Here is a 17,927-nt window from a genome sequence, read left to right as displayed (position 1 = left end):
TGCAATAAGGATAATCAACAGCATCGGTTGGACTACCATTGCCATTCGATCAACAAGACAACGGTTACGACCAATACCAGCGCCGCAATCAACAACTGGGTACGCGCATGGGAAATGGATGGCTTTACGGCAAGATACGAAGGCTGCTCTTCTTCGGCATACGTCGCTTTGTGATTATTTTGCAGATCATCACCAATTTTCATGCGTCTACCTTCCTTCCAAATGTTGTATATTTTAAGTATACCATTAATCCACTCCCCGTTCACACAATATTCACAAGTACTGCCACTCTTTTTTTGCTGTGTTCACTGTCCCTCACATCTTTGGTTTGCCCAATACTAGGCTATAGGAGGTTATACATAATGGCATTTGTTGTTGGTACATGTAATTAGCAATATGCGCATCGGCTTGGAGGCGGAGTTCTCATATTTGCAATCTACATCTCTAGGTTGAGTACATCGGCGGGAGCTGTTGATATGATTGACAAGTAGACTGGATTAATTCTATAATTCAGCCATGAACTTAGGAGTATAAAAAAAACTGGGGAGTTTAGAGGAGGAACCTGCAATTATGAAAAAAAGCTGGCCAACGGCCTTTTCAGCCTTGCTGCTTGCCGTCAGCCTTACCGCTTGCTCGACAGCAAACAACGCTGCTGTAGAGCCAACCACGACAACAGTCGAAGTAAGCACGATCAAGAAGCAACCATTGGATGCGGTCTATGATCTGTCCGGTACACTCGCTGCTTACGATGAAACACCGGTATCTTTCCGTATTAATGGAACGGTGGCATCGGTTGGTGTCGATGTGGGTGACCGTGTAAATAAAGGAGCTGTATTAGCAACACTAGATACTGCCGATCTACAGCTTGAAGTCGAAAATGCAAGTCAGTCGGTTGCAGCCGCACAGGCATCGCTTGCTAGCTCCAGAGCATCGCTAACTAATGCGAAGGCAGGTCAACAGGCTGCCGCTGCTGGTGTTGCTTCTGCGCAAGCTCAGGTAGAGAGCGCACAAGCTAGTCAACAGGGTGTATTGGATGGCGCACGCCCACAGGAAAAAGCACAAGCACAAAATGCCGTCAACAAAGCACAAGTGGCGTATGATCAAGCCAAAACCGCTGCTACTCGTGCCCAAACGCTGTTCGATAACGGACTGCTCACACAGCAGGAGAATGAACAAGCGCAAACGGCACTTGAAAATGCACAATCCGGCTTGCAGGATGCACAGGAGCAATTGTCGCTGACCCTTGCGGGTGCGAAAGATTCGGATCGTGCTTCCGCCGCTGCTGCCGTTAAACAAGCACAAGTTGGTATTGAAAATGCACAGGCGAGCGTAGCTCAAGCCAATGCTGCAGTCGAGCAAGCGCAGGCTGGAGTGGAACAAGCACAGGCTAGTTATGACCAAGCGGTCATTTCCCGTGATACTGCGCAGCTCAATCTGACTCGTGGTAATTTGCAATCCCCCGCTTCTGGTACGATCCTGACCAAAACGTTGTCCGCTGGACAAACCGTGAGCGCAGGAACCGAAGTATTTACAATCGGTGAAATCAATCGTCTGAAGGTATTGCTGCCAGTTCCCGACAGTGAGATCAGCCAATGGAAAGTCGGACAGCAGGTAAGCATCAGTCTGTACGACGATGTGCGTACTGGCACGGTAAGTAAGCTGTATCCGCAAACGAATGAAAATACCGGTTCGATCAGTGTTGAGGTTGCAATCAACAATTCGAATCAAGATTGGAAACCGGGACAGGTTGTAAGTGCTTCTCGTCAGGCTTCCTCGCAAAGCGGCATTCTGGTGCCGGTGGAAGCAGTTGTCAGCTCCGGCAGTGAACCATATGTATTCAAAGCTGTGAATGGCAAGGCTGTACAAACAACCGTCAAACTGGGCAGTCTGTACAATAATAGCTATGAAGTTACCAGCGGTCTGAAGGTAGGCGACAAAGTCGTTACCCGTGGCGCTGATCGATTATTCAATGGCGACGAATTGAAAGTAAGTGATGCTGCGACGAACAAGGCGCAGGGCAACAGCAGCGCTGGCCAATCCAATGCAGCTTCAACCGGCACAAACGGTGAGGCCACTGCTAATGATTAAGTATTTTGTTCAAAAGCGTAAAATCACCCTTCTCTTCTTCGTCATGCTGATCATCTTTGGTGCCGCTCAGCTAATGGGCTTGCCGAAGCAGCTCATGCCAGACGTCGTGGTCAAAACAGCCATCGTCACCACAACCTACGCTGGTGCCAGCCCTGATCTGATGGAGCAGACGGTCACTGAAGTACTGGAGCAGAAGATCAAGGAAGTGACCGATTTAAAAACGATTGCTTCGACCTCTGGTAATGGCGTTTCTTCCATTACTGTACAAGCCGAAGACAATGCAGATGCCAAGGACACATGGAACGAGCTGCGCCGCAAGGTGGAAGATGCGCAGGCCGAGCTGCCTGCCGATGCCGATGCGCCAGTCGTTAACGATAACCTAACCCAGACCTTTGTCCAATCGTTCGCCATCTACGGCAAAACGAAAGAAGACATTTACGGACTGAGTGACCTGATGAACACATGGCGTGATCAACTGCGTTCCGTTCCGGGGATCACGGATGTTGAAATTCAAGGGATTCCTGATCAACAGGTACGCATTGATGCCGATATGGCGAAGCTGCAACAATACGGCATTCCGTGGGGAACCGTCATGCAGGCGATCCAATCGGAAAATAACCGCGTGCCGACAGGTAACTTTACCTATGCAGACCGTACATACCAGCTCACGGTCGACAAAGCAACCGATTATAATACGCTCAAAAATATCGTCGTTTCCCAAACCGAAGCCGGTATTCCGGTATATCTGAAAGATGTTGCCGATGTACAGATGGTCAAAGCGACCGAGTCATATCTGAGCTATTACAACGGTATCCCTTCCATCTCCCTCGATATTAGCAGTCAGACCGGTTCGGACGTGCCAACGATGAACCAACGTCTGACCGCCAAGATGGATACATTGAAAAAAACACTACCGGCTAACATTAAGATTGAATCGCTGTTTGCGCAAAATGATGAGGTAAACAAAAGCTACAACAACCTGATCAAAGAAATGGCGATTGCGATTGCAGCCGTTATCCTGATTTGTACATTGGGTATGAACTGGCTGACAGCGGCATTTGTCGCCCTTGCTATTCCGATCTCGATTGCGCTCGGCATGATCTTCTTGCCGCAACTCGGCATCACGCTTAACCAGATTACGATTGTCGGTCTGATCATCGTACTGGGGATTCTGGTCGATGACGCGGTCGTCGTCAACGACAATATCGAACGGCGACTATCCACGCTTGGTGAAAATCCAACCGATGCAGCACTCAAAGGAACCAAGGAAGTCGCTATCTCCATCATTACGGCGACGCTGGCAACAATTGCCGCCTTCCTGCCGCTGATGGTATTACAGGGCGATATGGGTGCATTTATCCGCCCGATCCCAACGATTATCTCACTCTGTATGCTAGCGTCGATGATTATGTCCCTGACGATCATTCCGATCTTCCGTCAATGGTATGAAGAGCGCCAATTGGAACGCGGACGTCGTCATGTGGACAAGCCTGCCGGTTTGCTCGGCAAACAGATTCAAGCGGTCAGCAACGGATATGCGCATCGCCTTATGCCGAAGGTGCTGAAGCGTCCATTGATCGTGGCGATTGTCGGTCTGCTCGTCAGTACGTTTGCGTACGGATTGGCTGCATTTACACCAATCGAGCTGTTCCCGACATCCGAGGACCCGCAGATTACGATCAACGTCACGATGCCTTCCGGCACGTCGCTGGAGGAAACGGATAAAACAGTTCACAGCATGGCAGCATGGCTCAAAAAGCAGCCAGAAGTGGAAAATATGGCGTATGCCTCTGGCGGCGCCGCACCTCAGCTGTTCACTAACCTGAGCGCACTTGCTGGTGGCGGTACGAATACCGGACAGATTCTCATTACCGGTGCGCATAATATGAATGTGGAACAAACAACCGACAAATGGTCGGATCAATTGGAAAGCGATTATCCGGGTATCCAGACGTCCGTTAGCGGAACCGCAGTCGGCGTCTCGGTCGGTAAACCAGTATCGATTCGTATTCTCGGCGATAATCTGGAAGAAATCCGCTCCCTATCGAACGAAATCAAACAGATTATTAGCGATACGCCGGGTACGTACGGCATCAGCGATAGTCTAGGCATCGATAACTATGCACTTGATTTTGTTGTCAACAAGCAGGCGATGGATCGCTACAAAGTAACTTACAGCAATCTGACCCAAACATTGCTGATGATGGGTAGCGGTATGAGCGTAGGCGATTTTGATAACGGCGATGATCTGATCAATATGAAGCTGTATATCAAAGGCTCGCAAACAACCAGCCCAACCACCCTGCTGCAACAAACGAATGTAACAAACTCTGCGGGTACACAAATTCCACTGTCTCAAATTGTGGAAATGAAGCCGAAATTCACCGTACAGCAAATTGACCGCTACAATCTACAGCGGGTCAATACGATTGAAGCAGATGTGAACGGTCGTACCGCAACCGAAGTCATGCAAGAAATCACACCAAAATTGCAACAGATGAATTTCCCTGAAGGATATACGTATGAAATTGGCGGTGAAACGTCCGACCAAGCGGATACATTCGGCGATCTTGGTAAGCTGTTCGTCGTTGCTGTCTTCCTGATCTTCATTCTGATCGTGATTCAGTTCTACTCGCTATCGATTCCGCTGATCATTATGACAACTGTATATCTGGCAGCAGCAGGCGGCGTACTTGGTCTGTTCCTGACGCGTACACCGATTGGCTTTATGTCTGTCATGGGTATTATCGCGCTCGCTGGTATCGTCGTGCGGAACGGTATCGTATTGATCGAGTTTATCGAAGATGCACGGCGTGAAGGTATGGAGCTGAAAGAAGCGGTCATTCTGGCAGCTTCCGCCCGTTTCCGCCCGATCCTGCTCACCTCCTTGACTGCAATCGTCGGTATGATCCCGATTGCAACCATCGGTGAACTGCTGTTCCGACCGCTCGGTGTCGTCATTATCTTCGGTCTGATCTTCTCGACCATTTTGACCTTGTTCGTCGTTCCTTCTCTCTATATGGTGGTCGCACGCTGGAAGGAAAAACGCCAAATCCGCAAAATGGAACGTAAACAAAGACGCTTAGAGAAACTTAATGCGGCTCCAAAAGTATAATGGTTAGACCGTTACAGGAACATGCGATCATCCCTGCGATCCTTGCCTATGCAATGGAAGATTAGGCATGCTAGAGTTATTCTTAGAGGATGAACGAATGCACGCATAATTCGTAACACAACAGGCAAACGGACGGGAAACTGTCCGTTTGTCGCATTTTCATCTGGTAATGAAGGGCTTCTGCCCTTCTTCAGATTCAGGAGGACACGCCCTTGAAGACAAAAGAACAGGATATCATCGAAGCGGCAGTTCGGCTTTTCTCGGAAAAAGGCTATAACGCGACATCGGTAGACGAAATCGCTAGAGAAAGCGGTATGGCGAAGGCTTCGTTTTATAAGTTTTTCCAGAGTAAAGAAGACGTTCTGATCGCTACCGTCCTGGAGCACGGGCGTATGATCAACGAGCGGATTGAACGGCTGTATGCCACCATGGAGCAGACGTCAGAACAGAAGCTGAACGGATTTGTACAGCTACATCTGAGCATGATGCTAGAGAGTAAGATTCATTCTATTCTGATGGCGCTGCATGACAAGACGATTTTGCAAAATGAGAAGTTGTTGCAGGCGTGCTTGCAGGTGGAGTATCAGGCGAATCACTGGTGCACCGATTGCTTGACGGATATTTATGGGGAGCAAGTGAGCATCTATGTGTACGATATTATCTTTATGGTGCGTTCGCTGCTGATGCAATATCTATTCTTGCCGGTCATCGGTTTGCAGCCCCAGACGACCCATGAGGAGCTGTCGCGCTTTCTGACTGGTTTGATTGATGAGATGGTAAAAAACATGGTCAAGTATGAGTACAAACCGATCTGGGACTGGAAAAAAGTCACCATGAAACCGGAATGTGTGGAGCAAAGCCCTGTATTTCAAGGCATTATGATTCATGAGCTGCTGCTTGCCATCAAGCGCCATGTAGACGGCATCTCCATCAGTGACGAGGAAAAGCAGGAGCTGTGGCAGGTGCTGCACTCGCTGGAGCAGGAAGTCATTCGGACGCAGCGTCGCGCGGGTATGATTCGCGCCTTGCTTAACTTTATCAGCGGATATGACGAGCTGGCGGAATATGCACGCAAGCTGCAACAAATCGTCGATCTGCGCCAGATTAGCAGCCCAGTCACCGATTGAATCGAATCGGAATAGTATAAAGAAATCAAAAGGGATGCCTTGTGAATGAATCACAGGGTATCCCTTTTCGTTATACGGAGGTCCAATCGACATCAGTACGAATTGTCGCGTCTCTCGTCCAGACGTGACTTCAATTGAGCGATGGTGCGCTCCAAGCTGCTGATCGCATCGGTCACGACGCTACGCTCTACTCCATCCTCCAATGCACGCGCTCTAGCGGTAGCACGTTCCTGCTCAGCAGATACGCGATCACGCTCCACGGCAGCGCGCTCCTTTTCATACGTTTGGCGGCGTTGCAGCTCGTTATATTTATCTAGCAAATCGGTAATAATTTTGTAAAAGCGCTCATAATCCTGAATCACATCGTCCAGAAAGAAATCCACTTCTTCCTGTGAATATCCTCTCATCTTGGTCGAGAAATCCTTCTCATGAATCGTAAGCGAATCGAATTTGACGCCAAGCTGCTTGAACAAACGCTTCTGATCTTCCAGCTTGCGTTGGTAATTTTCATCTACAGCCATATCCTTCATTCCCCTCATTCCTGTTGAGCATGGTGCAAAACCCAGCTTTATCTGTTTATTAATGTATCACAAACCGCGCGTTTGGGAAAATATATCACCGTGGATAAACGCCGATATGGAGCGGTTTGTGACATTTTGCTTCCTTTGCTGCATTCGTTCTCTGCGTATTTGTAAGATTAACTCTTTCACAGATTGCTGTTTTGCGGCAAAATGAACATACCAGTGTAGTCCCTACGAATCTTTGTAGTCCTCAATTTTGCTAGAATGGAAAGGGCTACGATTGAGAATGGTCGTTATTTTGTTTGTGGATGGAGGGTGGTGGGCATTATGTTTTTGAAAAAGCAGCTCGTTCGACGAGGATCGGATACTTATACGTACTATAGGCTGGTGGAATCGTATCGTAATGCGGATGGCAAGGTGCGCCATCGAACGGTGCGTTATGTGGGCAAACTGGATGATGCGCAGGCGGCAGCACTTCGTCAAATGTTACAACATTGCACTACAAAGATGCAGGTGTTCGATTGGATCGATGCGTTGAAGCAACCTGATGTTTTGGAACAAGCGAGCGTGTCCGTTCATGTCGATCAGGCAGAACTATCAGACATGGAGAGGAATGGCGACAAAGCTGGATTGCACAACACTATTGCGATTCATCAGCAGTCTGCTATAAGCACTCTTAGTATGCTACCGACAACATGGATTCCATTGTCTTTTACAAAAATGTATTTCCATTCGACCGATGCACAGGAGTGGATGGTAGCCGACGAGCATACGCTGTTGTTAATAGGCAAAGGGCAAGCGCAGGTGACGATTCGCGGACGGATGACGACAATGGGCGCTTCGCAGCTTCTATTTTGCCCTGCGGGTGCGGGGGTACATATTGGCGGTACAGGACAGCAGCCGCTGGAATTGTATCGGCTTGCTTTGCGGGAAATATCGGGCGAGCAAGGCAAGGATGCAAGCATGGCGAATGATACGTTGCCTTCGTTTTTGCCTGATGAACTGAGGAATGGTGATACTGCGGGAATAGCGATTGTGTTATCCATCCACTCCCCTGCGGAGATGCGGCGGTTATGTGAGGAGATGGAACAGGCTATAACGCATGCAGTACCAACATGGCGCACACTGAATATGCTGGCTTGTTACCGAAGCTTTTATGAATTACTGCATTTGCTGTCGTTGGAAACGTCGAGTGATAGGTATGAGGAGCAGCTTTCTTTTCAGCAAATGATCAGGTATGTGCAACAGCATTACCGCGAGGACTTACGTCGGGACGAGCTAGCGCGTAAAACAGGCATGACGCCAGAGCACTTCTCGCGTACATTTCGCAGTCATAAAGGCTGCTCGTTCAGCCAGTATTTGAGCGGATTGCGGCTGCATCAGGCACGGCTGGAGCTGCAATTGTCCCATGCCAGTCTGGATGAGATTGCGCGGCGCTGTGGATATGGGGATACGCATTATTTTAGCCGCAAATTCAAGCAGCAATTGGGTATGCCGCCGCGGCAGTATCGAACAGCACCCAAGTCGTATGTCACATGGAATGCGCCGTTGACTGCTATGCTGTTATATCTGGGCATTGTTCCGGCAGCAGGGCATGTGGATATGCAAATACTACGTCGTTGGCAGGAGCAAAGACATGCAATGGAATCAGAGTTGCTGTTGGATAATGGCTCGCTCGCTGCACATCAACTGGAATTGATCGCTAACATGCCCTCTCCTTCCCTGCCATTGCTAGATACGTTACAACCAGATCTGGTCTTCACCTATGACAATGATCCGTATGCAGACTTATTGAGCGAGTATGCGCCGGTACAGCATTTGCCAGTCGAGCAGTACAGTTGGCGGCAGCAATGGCTCTGGCTTGCGGAGCGTGTGCAGCGCAGCGAACAGGCGCAGGTTTGGCTGGATCGCTGGGATGTGATGCTGACGCAGGTCAAGCAGAAGCTACGTCACTGGCTGGATACGGGCGAAACGGTGGGCATTTACAAAATCGTCTCGGAAAAGGTATACGTGTATGGCAATCTGCGCAGTATGGGCGGACCGCTAATCTATGACGGACTAGGTTGTCATCCCCCCGAAAAGGTACGTCAGCAATTGATCCATACCGGCTTGCTCAATATCGAGGTTCCGCTGCATCGATTAGACGAATATGCTGCCGATCATATGATTGTGATTCATTATCCGCTGGAGCATCAGGATGGTCAGCCGCGACAAGGAGCTACTTCGGTAATGGAATCGTCCGCATGGAAACAATTACCGGCGGTACAGGCGGGCAAGGTGCACCTTATGGATCGGCATGTATTCTACGGATTTGACCCTTTTTCCCAGCAATTGCAATTACAGGATTGGCTGGATCGTCTGGCATCATATTTGTAACGGAAATTGATCATGTTTGTCCATAGACGTCCCTGTAACGGGTTGTTATGATTCTGGTTGATAATCATTATCAATTAGCAAACTGGGGGAATGAACAATGAATAAACGGCTGCTTCACAAGCCAGCCTGCATGATAGCGATGTTGGTGATGTTCTGCCTGCTGCTCTCCGCATGTGGATCGTCCACTGCTCCAACCGCCTCATCCGGCACAGCAACGACAACAGAATCTGGCACGGAGGCAAGTACAACAGCCGATAGCAACGCATCGGCAACACGCACGATTGATACCGCCAAAGGCAACATCACCATTCCAACCAATCCACAGCGCATCATTTCTACCTATTATCATGGTACGCTGCTGGCGCTTGGTCTGAAGCCAGTTGCTGCCAACAAGGAATGGTGGATGGGAAGCCCGTTTCTGAAGGAGCAGGAACAAGGCATCGAAGACATCGGCGCACCAACTTCAATGGAAAAAGTGATCTCGCTTAATCCCGATCTGATCGTGATTAACGACTTCGATGTGGAAGCATATGATCAATTCAGCAAAATCGCTCCAACATTGTACGTTCCCTACACGGCGTACAACAATCCCAAAGAAGAAATCCAATTGTTCGGCAAGCTGCTTGGGCGTGAGCAGCAAGCGCAGGCATGGCTAACTCAATACGATGAAGCTGCCAGCGCAGCCCGCGAGAAGATCAAGGATGTTACCAAACCGGGCGAAACTGCCGTGCTGATCAACGTACGTGACAAGGACATCTCGATTCTCGGCGACAACTACGGTCGCGGCGGATATGCACTTTACGACGGCTTACAATTCAAGCCGCTGGACAATGTAAAAAAAGAAGTGATCGATAGCGGTAAGCAAATTTTGCCGATTCAATTGGAAAGCTTGCCGGAATACGCCAATGCAGATCATATCTTTATCTGCTTCAACGATGGTACGACAGAAGCACAGAAAAATGCGGTGCTGAACAGCGCAATCTGGAAAAACCTGCCCGCTGTCCAAAGTGGTCAAGTGTACGACCTACCGTATGACACGTTCTCCTTCTACGATCCAGAATCCATCATTGGACAAATGGGTTTACTCGCAGATATGATCGTAGACAAAAATAAGCAGTAAGATGATCGCATCCATGCGATACTAACTTATTCTCTAGATAGTTGATCCATTTTGTAGCTTTTTATAGATTGATCATCATACAGCACGAACACAAATAGCATACCTACAATCCAAAAGCTCATCGTATAGCAAGATGTAGATGTATGGAAGCATGACAAAAACCTTATCAACCGTCTCTACACTGTGAGAATATCGCAGTTATGTGACACGCTGATAAGGTTTTTTCGTTATATCTTCATAACAACCCATATATCTTTGTAAAAACCTATGCTGTTCTCGTGTGGTTACATATTATAAAGTCCAGTCGTTCTGTTGGATTCATGCCACTACGTATACATCGAACTATCGCTTACCCTTTGATCCCGCCAATCGTCAGACCTTTGACAAAATACTTTTGGAAAAATGGATACGCACATAGAATCGGTGTTAGTACGATGACTAGAATCGCCATGCGTGCTCCTTCTGCCGGAATCTGTGCCATCAGCATATTGTTGGTTGCTGAGGTCGCATTATTGGTCACAAAGTCGATATTGGATTGCAGCTTCATCAGCATATATTGCAGACTGACCAGCTTCGGATTGGTGATGTACAGCTGACCGAGAAACCAGTCATTCCAGTATGTTACCAGTGTGAACAATCCGATAGTCGCTAGACCGGGCTTGGACAGCGGCAGAACAATCCGTGCGAAAATATACCACTCCCCTGCCCCATCAATCCGCGCTGCTTCCAGAATCGCCGTCTCAATCGACTGCTGCATAAAGGTCCGCAAAATAATGACATTGAATGCACTAAGCGAATATGGCAGGATCAGAATCCAGAATGAGTCGCCCAGATGCAGTACATTCGTATTCACGATATACGACGGCACCAGACCACCGTTGAATAGCATCGTGAAGAACAGGAAGAACGCCATAATATTGCGATAACGAAAATCACGACGTGATAGTACATACGCGAACAGTGCGGTGACGATGAGACTGAACAGCGTGCCGATCACGGTCACACCAATCGTCACATACGCCGACTGAATAATTTGATCGCCATTACGGAAAATATACCCGTACGCCGCTAGGCTCCATTCCGAGGGCCAGAACTGGTATCCTTTTGCCGCCAGACTGGATTCGCTGGTAAAGGAAATGGCATACACGAGAATGATCGGAATGATACAGATGATGCACAACACAACCAGAATGACATTGAACACCAGATTCCAGCTGCGCGGCAGTTGATTAAAACGGTTGGATGTTTGTTCCATGGTGCAGCCTCCTTTTAGAACAGCGCGCTGTCACGGTCGATTTTTTTGACAACCCAGTTGGTGAAGAGGACGAGTACAAAGCCAACAAACGACTGATACAGTCCAGCAGCCGCGGTCATGCCATAATTGCCCATTGTGGTCAGACCGTTGTATACATACGTATCAATGACCTGCGTGACCGGATATAGCGCCCCTGAGTTGTACGTCACCTGATAAAACAGCCCAAAGTCAGCGTAAAAGATTTTGCCGATACTGAGGATGGTCATGATGATGATAATCAGCTTCAGGCATGGCAGCGTGATGTAGCGAATCTGCTGCCATTTGTTCGCACCGTCGATCGTTGCCGCCTCATAATAATCGGGCGAGATGCCAGTGACAGAGGCGAGATAGATGATGCTGTTGTAGCCAACACTTTTCCAGAAAAAGACGAATACGAGGATGTAAGGCCAATACGTCGTTTCCGTGTAAAAATTGATCGGATGAAAGCCGAGCGACGAGATGATCTGATTGATAATCCCTTTGTCTGCACTCAGAAAGGCGTAAAAGATCAGCGCCACAATCGTCCATGACAGAAAGTACGGCATAATCAGAATCGTCTGATATGTCTTGGATAGAAAGCGGCTGCGAATCTCATCCAGCACAATTGCCATCGCTACCGATAGCACCAGACCTACGATAATAAACACAAAGTTGTACAGCAGCGTATTACGCGTAATGAGCCACGCATCGCCTTTGAACAGATATTTGAAATTGTCGAGCCCTGCCCACGGGCTGCCGAGAATGCCGTCGTAGAAGTTATAGTTTTTGAATGCTAGAATGACACCGAACATTGGTAAGTAGTTAAACAGCACCAACAGTACCAATGCCGGTAGTGCCATCAGGAACAGCGCCCCATGCTTACGCAATTCGTACAGAAATGTCATGATTTCTCCCCCTGTGTTGATCAGATGATGTCGTGAAAGCAAAAGGGCGGAAATGCTGCTCCCGCCCTCGCTTACTTACTATAGTGATATGATGCGTTACGACTTGGTTTGCTCTGTTTTCCACTGATCATACTGGGATTGCATCTCGGTGATCAATTCATCTACACCCGCATCCTTCAGCTTCTGGATAAACATCGGCAGGTACTGATCAGGGTTGACCGTACCTCTGACAAGCGGCGGGTAAAACTGGCTGATCACGTTGTTGATCGCCGCAATCTGTGTCTGTACCGGTGTCGTATCAAAGTTAAATCCGAGCGCTGGTGAAGGCGTGTTATTATCCTCGAACTTTTTAAATTGCTCCAGTGTATCCTTCGGATACGATTGGTCATAGTAGAAAATGTTCACATTGCCCCACATCCAGCCATATCCGTAATCATAGTCTGGGTTCAGTGGGTCTACGCCTTCCGCAGGCTTGATAAAGGTATTATCTACTTTCTGGTAATCCTGACCTTCGATACCGTGGACGAACATATTCGCCAGCACCGGATCGGTGTATAGCAGATTGAGGAACATCATGGCGCGTTCTGGATTTTTGGAGGAGCGCGGAATCGCGAAGCCGCCACCCTGTACGTCGCTTGTCTCGACAACGCCTTTGCCAAGGTTCTGGTAGTCTAATTCATAGCCAAGCTGGGCGCTGCGTTTGTACACATAGTTCGGTGCGTACAGCAGGGAACCAGCGAATACTTTGCCAGCTTTCCAATCGTTCTCGCTTTGGTATTCTACATCCTTTGGTGTATAGCCCGCTTGATTCCAGCGATATGCTGTCTCTACAAACTCCTTAAATTCTGGTGTCTCGTATTGATCAAAGATTTTGTCATCGGAACGGTTGTAATATGGCTGATCACCGACATTGATTACGCCGGGTAGATTCCAGTCGCCCGACATATGCTGCACAGGAATGGAGCGATACATGCCCTCTGAGCCGTCGAGCGGCAGAATGCTAGGGTCTTTCTCGTGGATCGTTTTCAGGATTGGCTCCATGTCCTTCCACGACTTAATGCTAGAGGTGTCGATCTTATATTTGTCCACCAGATCTTTGCGCATCAGCACGCCCACCTGATGACCGATTTCTTTGTAGCTTGGAACGGCATAGATTTCATTTTTGACGGTCATGCCTTTCCAGAGTGTGTCTGGTACGGTTTTCTTAAGGTCCTGACCGTATTGATCCATTAAGGAAGTCAGTGGGGTGAACGCTTGCTTGGATACATTAGACAGATAGTTATTTGTCCACGAGCTGGTAAACACGATATCCATCGGCTGACCGGAAGCGAGCATGACTGGAACTTTCGTTTCAAAATCGCTGCCTTCCATAGTGACCACTTTGACAGTGGCATTGATCTTTTCCTTCAAGTATTTGTTGATCTCTTGCAGGACGCGTTCTTGCCCCTTCATCGGTGTCGCATAGTTGTAAAAGACCAACTCAACCGGAGCAAGCTCTCCGTTGGCACCAGTAGCCGAACTTTCATCCGAGCCTCCACATGCGGATAATACGACAGACAGCAATAGGAGTACCGCCAGGCTCAAGGACCAGGCTTTTGATTTGTGCAGCATTGCTTCATCCCCTTTTCGTCTTGTACCAAACTAAACATGATGCGGATGTTGATATTGCCCTTTTGCCGGATATAATGTCTGTAAATACCTAACGATAACCGATTGATGTCATCAAATCGTTGTTTACAGCATTATCATTTGACTTTCCGGTGTGGAATACAACCGGAAGGGCAGGAGCGGAATAGAGTCGCAATGACCATTGATCAGCTCTGTTGTCGTTTCTTGTGTATAGACTTATTATCACCTACCAATGGCAGCATAGGTAGCGTACTTTTTTTAGATAAGGTGTATATTTTTATGGTAAGCGTTATTTTCTCTCCTCATACGGAAGGGTAATGATAGATTTCATTACTCCATTTTTATATTCAAAATGTAACCCATATCGTTCGTCATGATCATGCAGACGAATCCGCTGATGAACATTGCGAATGCCGATGCCGTCGGAGCTAGGTAATACCTCCTGATGATGATTCAAATAATGATTCAGAGCATCAATATCTGCGCCGGGTCCGTTATCCTCGACGATCAATTGGATGCAGGATCGCGGGGCATCTTCTAGGTATGTTGCACCTTCATTTTCGATACGTCCATCTTCGATAATCTGAGCGCGCAGCACGATATGCCCTTGTCCGTGGTGACGTTCAGTTCCGTGCTGAATGGCATTTTCGATTAATGGCTGGATAATGAACTTCGGCACTGGATACCGATACAGCCTAGCATCTACATCGTATTGCACGTCAAAATTGTTGCCATATCGCATCTGCTGAATGCTCACATAGTTTCGTACATGGTCGATCTCCTGCTCTAGCGGAACCTTTTCCCCCGGTTCGCGGATACTGTAGCGCAGAATGGCTGCTAGCGAGGATACCATCGTCGCAATATCATCCTCACCACGGCTGAGTGCCAGCCAATTGACCGAATCCAGCGTATTGTATATAAAATGCGGATTGATCTGCGCCTGCAATGCCTTCATCTCTGCCTGCTTCTCCCGCTCGCCGCTGCGTACGACATCATCGACCAGACCGTTAATTCGCTGCATCAAATTGTTGAATTGACGGTATAACACACCGACTTCATTTTGCTCAGGTGGCTCGATAAAGACGTCGATATTGGACTCGTCCTTGATCTTTTTCATCACATTGGCAAGCTTGATCACGGGACGGGCGATGCTATTGGATACGATCAGTGTTAGCACTACACCGACCACGATAACCAATCCGGTAATGCCAGCGATCAGATAGCGAATGATCGACAAGCGCTCTGTTACATCGCTATACGGAATGAGCGCGACCAGATTCCAGCCCCATTTCAGCGGATAAATGTCGGCGATATACGAGGTATGATTGTAATTCAGATCCGTGCTGCCGCCCACATCGGCGTATTCCAGTAGCGGCGATAGCTGTCCACCCTCAGTAATCTGCACGCCAGTCCAAGATCGATCATTGCTATATAGCACCCGATTTGTCTGATCTGCCAGCAGCATACGGGTTCCACTCGTGAGCTGTGAATTCTCGATCTGGCGTCCAAATTCATTTTTGTCGATAGCGATCACAACGACGCCCATCTCGTTATTGCTGTTTATAATCAGGGGGTTGCGCACCTGCTTAGCGACATACACATGCTCCTGATCGCCATCGGCATAGAAAATATTCAGCGTCCCCTGTAATTCCACAGTGCGCTTGTACCATGCTTCTCCCGCTGCTAGCTGTGGACTGAAAAAGCGGTTGCCACCGAAATCCGACAAATTGCCCAGCAGCTGCAAGCTGGTGGTCGGCAGTGTCTGTGCTACTGCCGAGGTATCACTGACAAAAAAAAGCGCCGAGTATGAGTTGACCACATTACTCAGCGGCACATCCAGATATTTGATAAACTGCTGATTCATAATATTCAGATTGCGATAACGCTCAATATCGTCTGTCGCCGATTGATTCAGAATATCGGCGATGGTCTTGTCGGTAGAAAAGTAATAGGTTGCCTGATCAATGCTGGTCTCGACATTTTGAATATTGTTGCGGCTTTGTAGCATGATATTCTGCTGATCCTCTAGCAGCTGCTCTCGCATAATGCTGGTAAATACGATATACAAAATACCATTCGACAACACTGCTGTCAGCGTAATAACCCCGATAAACAAGACAGCGATTTTGCCACGGATACCGGTTCGCGCTAGCCAACCGCGCAAGCCGCCAGCCCCTTTCATGACCACGCTCCTGTTGCTGAATTGCCGTTTAGGTAGAGATTGCGATATTCCGACGGGGTCATGCCTTCCTGCTTTTTGAATACACGGGCAAAATAATGCGAATCTAGAAATCCAAGCTGCTCCGATACCGCATATACAGGTACTGCCGGATCAAGCAGTAAGCGGCGTGCCATTTCCATCCGAATCGATGTAATATAACTGCCCAGCTTGACGCCTGTATTCTGACTAAATACCGCACTCACATACGCTGGTGAGCGATCTAGCCGCACGGCAATGCTCGCGAGCGACAAATCCGGTTCGTGAATATGCTCCTGCACATGCTGCTTCACGTAGTCGACCAGCGCATGCTGACGGGTATCTTTTTTCTCACTCGCCAGCTTGCCCATCGTGCTGCACCATTGACAGGTGAAGGCGATTACTTCGGGTGACGTTTTCAGATCCAGCAGTCGATCCATATACTCTGCTCTGACTCCTAACGACGCACCAGCAATTCGGTCATTAAAATCAAACAGCAGATTCAGCACGCGAATACAGAGCGCCTTCACCTCTGATGGTGGTAACTCGGCTGCCAGCTGGTGATCAAACAGCTGTTGAAAAAACTGCATATCGCCCGCCTGCCATGCTTCGGTGCAGCGCTGCTCTAGCTCTTTGCCAAACAGGGAATGATAATGATCCAACCGCTGCCCACGCCGTTGTGCCAGTTCGCGTACATACTGAGTTAGCTGTTCAATCTCCGGCCGGGCAACAGGCTTCACGATATATTGCTGGACGCCATATTGCATCGCTTGCCGAGCATAATCAAAGTCCTCATGCGCGCTTAGTAATACAATGGCGGTATCAGTCATCTGCTCATGAATGCGGCGGCACAATTCCAGCCCATCCATAATAGGCATTTTGATGTCGGTAATAATTAGGTCAGGATGGCGCTGTAATGCAATCTCTAGCGCTTCGCTGCCATTGCGTGCCTCGCCTACGATCTCAGCGTTCAGCTCGTGCCATGGGATGATGTTGCGTAATCCTTTTGTGACAATGACGTCGTCGTCTACAAGTAATACTCTCATGTGGTCACCTTCTGTATGTTAAGGATTTTGTCGAAAGGAATGGGAATTGTTCATATCTTACCGTTATTTGTAGAAACGTGGCAATAGTTCTGACATACTGAATCATGTTATTGCACATGTTTTTACTTTAGTTTTGGATGGGTTGGCATCATTCACTGCGGGAAGGAATAAGGGAACGGGACTCCGGTGGAGCCGCGGGAATCTTTAGGATTGGGAAGGAATGAAGATTCCCGCACCTCCAAAGCTGTAAGATATTTTGCTTTGCAAAAATCGCTTTTCATTGAACTCCGTGTTTGAAAATCACAAACACTGTAAGTCGTCCTTTTCCCTTATTTCCTTCCCTCCGCTCCGCGATGCTTGCATCAATAACACAGAAGCAAGCATGTAGGTTTTTGGGCAGGAAGGGCAGAAGAATGAATAGTGTAGGGTAATCTTTTGAAACTGGATTGGTTTTATTGAAATTCGATTGAGTGGGATTGAGTAGCTGTCTGAATATGTCTTGGATTGATTAAGGGATTCTTGAATTTCTA

General features: G+C 48.2%; 12 protein-coding genes. 5 read left to right on the top strand and 7 right to left on the bottom strand.

Annotated features, from left to right (window positions below):
* Positions 1-32: 32 nt before the first annotated feature.
* Positions 33-203, bottom strand: a complete 171-nt coding sequence (locus ABXR35_RS01270; RefSeq protein WP_367054358.1) for a hypothetical protein — start codon at positions 201-203, stop codon at positions 33-35.
* Positions 204-570: 367 nt separating this feature from the next.
* Between ABXR35_RS01270 and ABXR35_RS01265 the strand changes: the two genes are divergently transcribed.
* The 3 genes from ABXR35_RS01265 to ABXR35_RS01255 all read left to right on the top strand — a co-directional run bounded on the left by ABXR35_RS01265 (position 571) and on the right by ABXR35_RS01255 (position 6,330).
* A complete protein-coding gene (locus tag ABXR35_RS01265; RefSeq protein ID WP_367054355.1) occupies positions 571-2,088 on the top strand; it encodes an efflux RND transporter periplasmic adaptor subunit in 1,518 nt (505 codons plus the stop codon).
* Positions 2,081-5,203 (top strand): efflux RND transporter permease subunit, encoded by a 3,123-nt coding sequence (locus ABXR35_RS01260; RefSeq protein WP_367054352.1) that lies wholly within the window; start codon positions 2,081-2,083, stop codon positions 5,201-5,203. The genes ABXR35_RS01265 and ABXR35_RS01260 overlap by 8 nt, the downstream gene beginning before the upstream one ends.
* Positions 5,204-5,415: 212 nt before the next feature.
* Positions 5,416-6,330, top strand: coding sequence for a TetR/AcrR family transcriptional regulator (locus ABXR35_RS01255; protein ID WP_367054349.1), 915 nt, complete (start codon positions 5,416-5,418; stop codon positions 6,328-6,330).
* A 92-nt stretch (positions 6,331-6,422) separates the two neighbouring features.
* On the opposite strand, the gene ABXR35_RS01250 is transcribed toward ABXR35_RS01255, so the two are convergent.
* Complete coding sequence (locus ABXR35_RS01250) at positions 6,423-6,851, bottom strand: DivIVA domain-containing protein (RefSeq protein ID WP_367054347.1); 429 nt, start codon at positions 6,849-6,851, stop codon at positions 6,423-6,425.
* A 327-nt stretch (positions 6,852-7,178) separates the two neighbouring features.
* Here ABXR35_RS01250 and ABXR35_RS01245 point away from each other — a divergent pair, with 327 nt between their 5' ends.
* Together ABXR35_RS01245 and ABXR35_RS01240 are read left to right on the top strand one after the other, a co-directional pair.
* On the top strand, positions 7,179-9,227 hold the full coding sequence (locus tag ABXR35_RS01245) for a helix-turn-helix domain-containing protein (RefSeq protein WP_367054344.1): 2,049 nt from the start codon (positions 7,179-7,181) through the stop codon (positions 9,225-9,227).
* Between the two features lie 97 nt (positions 9,228-9,324).
* Complete coding sequence (locus tag ABXR35_RS01240; protein WP_367054341.1) at positions 9,325-10,347, top strand: ABC transporter substrate-binding protein; 1,023 nt, start codon at positions 9,325-9,327, stop codon at positions 10,345-10,347.
* A 349-nt stretch (positions 10,348-10,696) separates the two neighbouring features.
* Here the strand turns inward: ABXR35_RS01240 and ABXR35_RS01235 are convergent, their stop codons facing one another.
* The 5 genes from ABXR35_RS01235 to ABXR35_RS01215 form a co-directional block, all read right to left on the bottom strand.
* Positions 10,697-11,602 carry a carbohydrate ABC transporter permease gene (locus ABXR35_RS01235; protein ID WP_367054338.1) on the bottom strand — a complete coding sequence of 302 codons (906 nt, stop codon included), beginning with the start codon at positions 11,600-11,602 and terminating at the stop codon, positions 10,697-10,699.
* 14 nt (positions 11,603-11,616) lie between these two features.
* On the bottom strand, positions 11,617-12,528 hold the full coding sequence (locus ABXR35_RS01230) for an ABC transporter permease (protein WP_436669341.1): 912 nt from the start codon (positions 12,526-12,528) through the stop codon (positions 11,617-11,619).
* A gap of 93 nt (positions 12,529-12,621) precedes the next feature.
* Positions 12,622-14,136 (bottom strand): ABC transporter substrate-binding protein, encoded by a 1,515-nt coding sequence (locus ABXR35_RS01225; RefSeq protein ID WP_367054335.1) that lies wholly within the window; start codon positions 14,134-14,136, stop codon positions 12,622-12,624.
* 307 nt (positions 14,137-14,443) lie between these two features.
* The gene (locus ABXR35_RS01220) at positions 14,444-16,336 is read right to left on the bottom strand and encodes a cache domain-containing sensor histidine kinase (protein ID WP_367054332.1); all 1,893 of its coding nucleotides are present in this window, start codon (positions 16,334-16,336) and stop codon (positions 14,444-14,446) included.
* Positions 16,333-17,397, bottom strand: coding sequence for a response regulator (locus tag ABXR35_RS01215; protein ID WP_367054329.1), 1,065 nt, complete (start codon positions 17,395-17,397; stop codon positions 16,333-16,335). Before ABXR35_RS01215 ends, ABXR35_RS01220 begins: the two co-directional genes overlap by 4 nt.
* Between the last annotated feature and the right edge of the window lie 530 nt (positions 17,398-17,927).

Source organism: Paenibacillus sp. JQZ6Y-1 (assembly GCF_040719145.1).
In the GTDB taxonomy this organism is placed as follows: domain Bacteria; phylum Bacillota; class Bacilli; order Paenibacillales; family Paenibacillaceae; genus Saccharibacillus; species Saccharibacillus kandeliae.
Note: the sequence above shows the minus strand (reverse complement) of the source record. Positions and strands in the feature narration are given on the sequence as shown.

What these genes read in the sequence shown, in the direction of transcription:
- ABXR35_RS01265 (WP_367054355.1), top strand. Translation starts at nt 571, where the DNA reads ATGAAAAAAAGCTGGCCAACGGCCTTTTCAGCCTTGCTGCTTGCCGTC.
- ABXR35_RS01250 (WP_367054347.1), bottom strand. Translation starts at nt 6,851, where the DNA reads ATGGCTGTAGATGAAAATTACCAACGCAAGCTGGAAGATCAGAAGCGT.
- ABXR35_RS01220 (WP_367054332.1), bottom strand. Translation starts at nt 16,336, where the DNA reads ATGAAAGGGGCTGGCGGCTTGCGCGGTTGGCTAGCGCGAACCGGTATC.
- ABXR35_RS01235 (WP_367054338.1), bottom strand. Translation starts at nt 11,602, where the DNA reads ATGGAACAAACATCCAACCGTTTTAATCAACTGCCGCGCAGCTGGAAT.
- ABXR35_RS01215 (WP_367054329.1), bottom strand. Translation starts at nt 17,397, where the DNA reads ATGAGAGTATTACTTGTAGACGACGACGTCATTGTCACAAAAGGATTA.
- ABXR35_RS01260 (WP_367054352.1), top strand. Translation starts at nt 2,081, where the DNA reads ATGATTAAGTATTTTGTTCAAAAGCGTAAAATCACCCTTCTCTTCTTC.
- ABXR35_RS01240 (WP_367054341.1), top strand. Translation starts at nt 9,325, where the DNA reads ATGAATAAACGGCTGCTTCACAAGCCAGCCTGCATGATAGCGATGTTG.
- ABXR35_RS01270 (WP_367054358.1), bottom strand. Translation starts at nt 203, where the DNA reads ATGAAAATTGGTGATGATCTGCAAAATAATCACAAAGCGACGTATGCC.
- ABXR35_RS01245 (WP_367054344.1), top strand. Translation starts at nt 7,179, where the DNA reads ATGTTTTTGAAAAAGCAGCTCGTTCGACGAGGATCGGATACTTATACG.
- ABXR35_RS01225 (WP_367054335.1), bottom strand. Translation starts at nt 14,136, where the DNA reads ATGCTGCACAAATCAAAAGCCTGGTCCTTGAGCCTGGCGGTACTCCTA.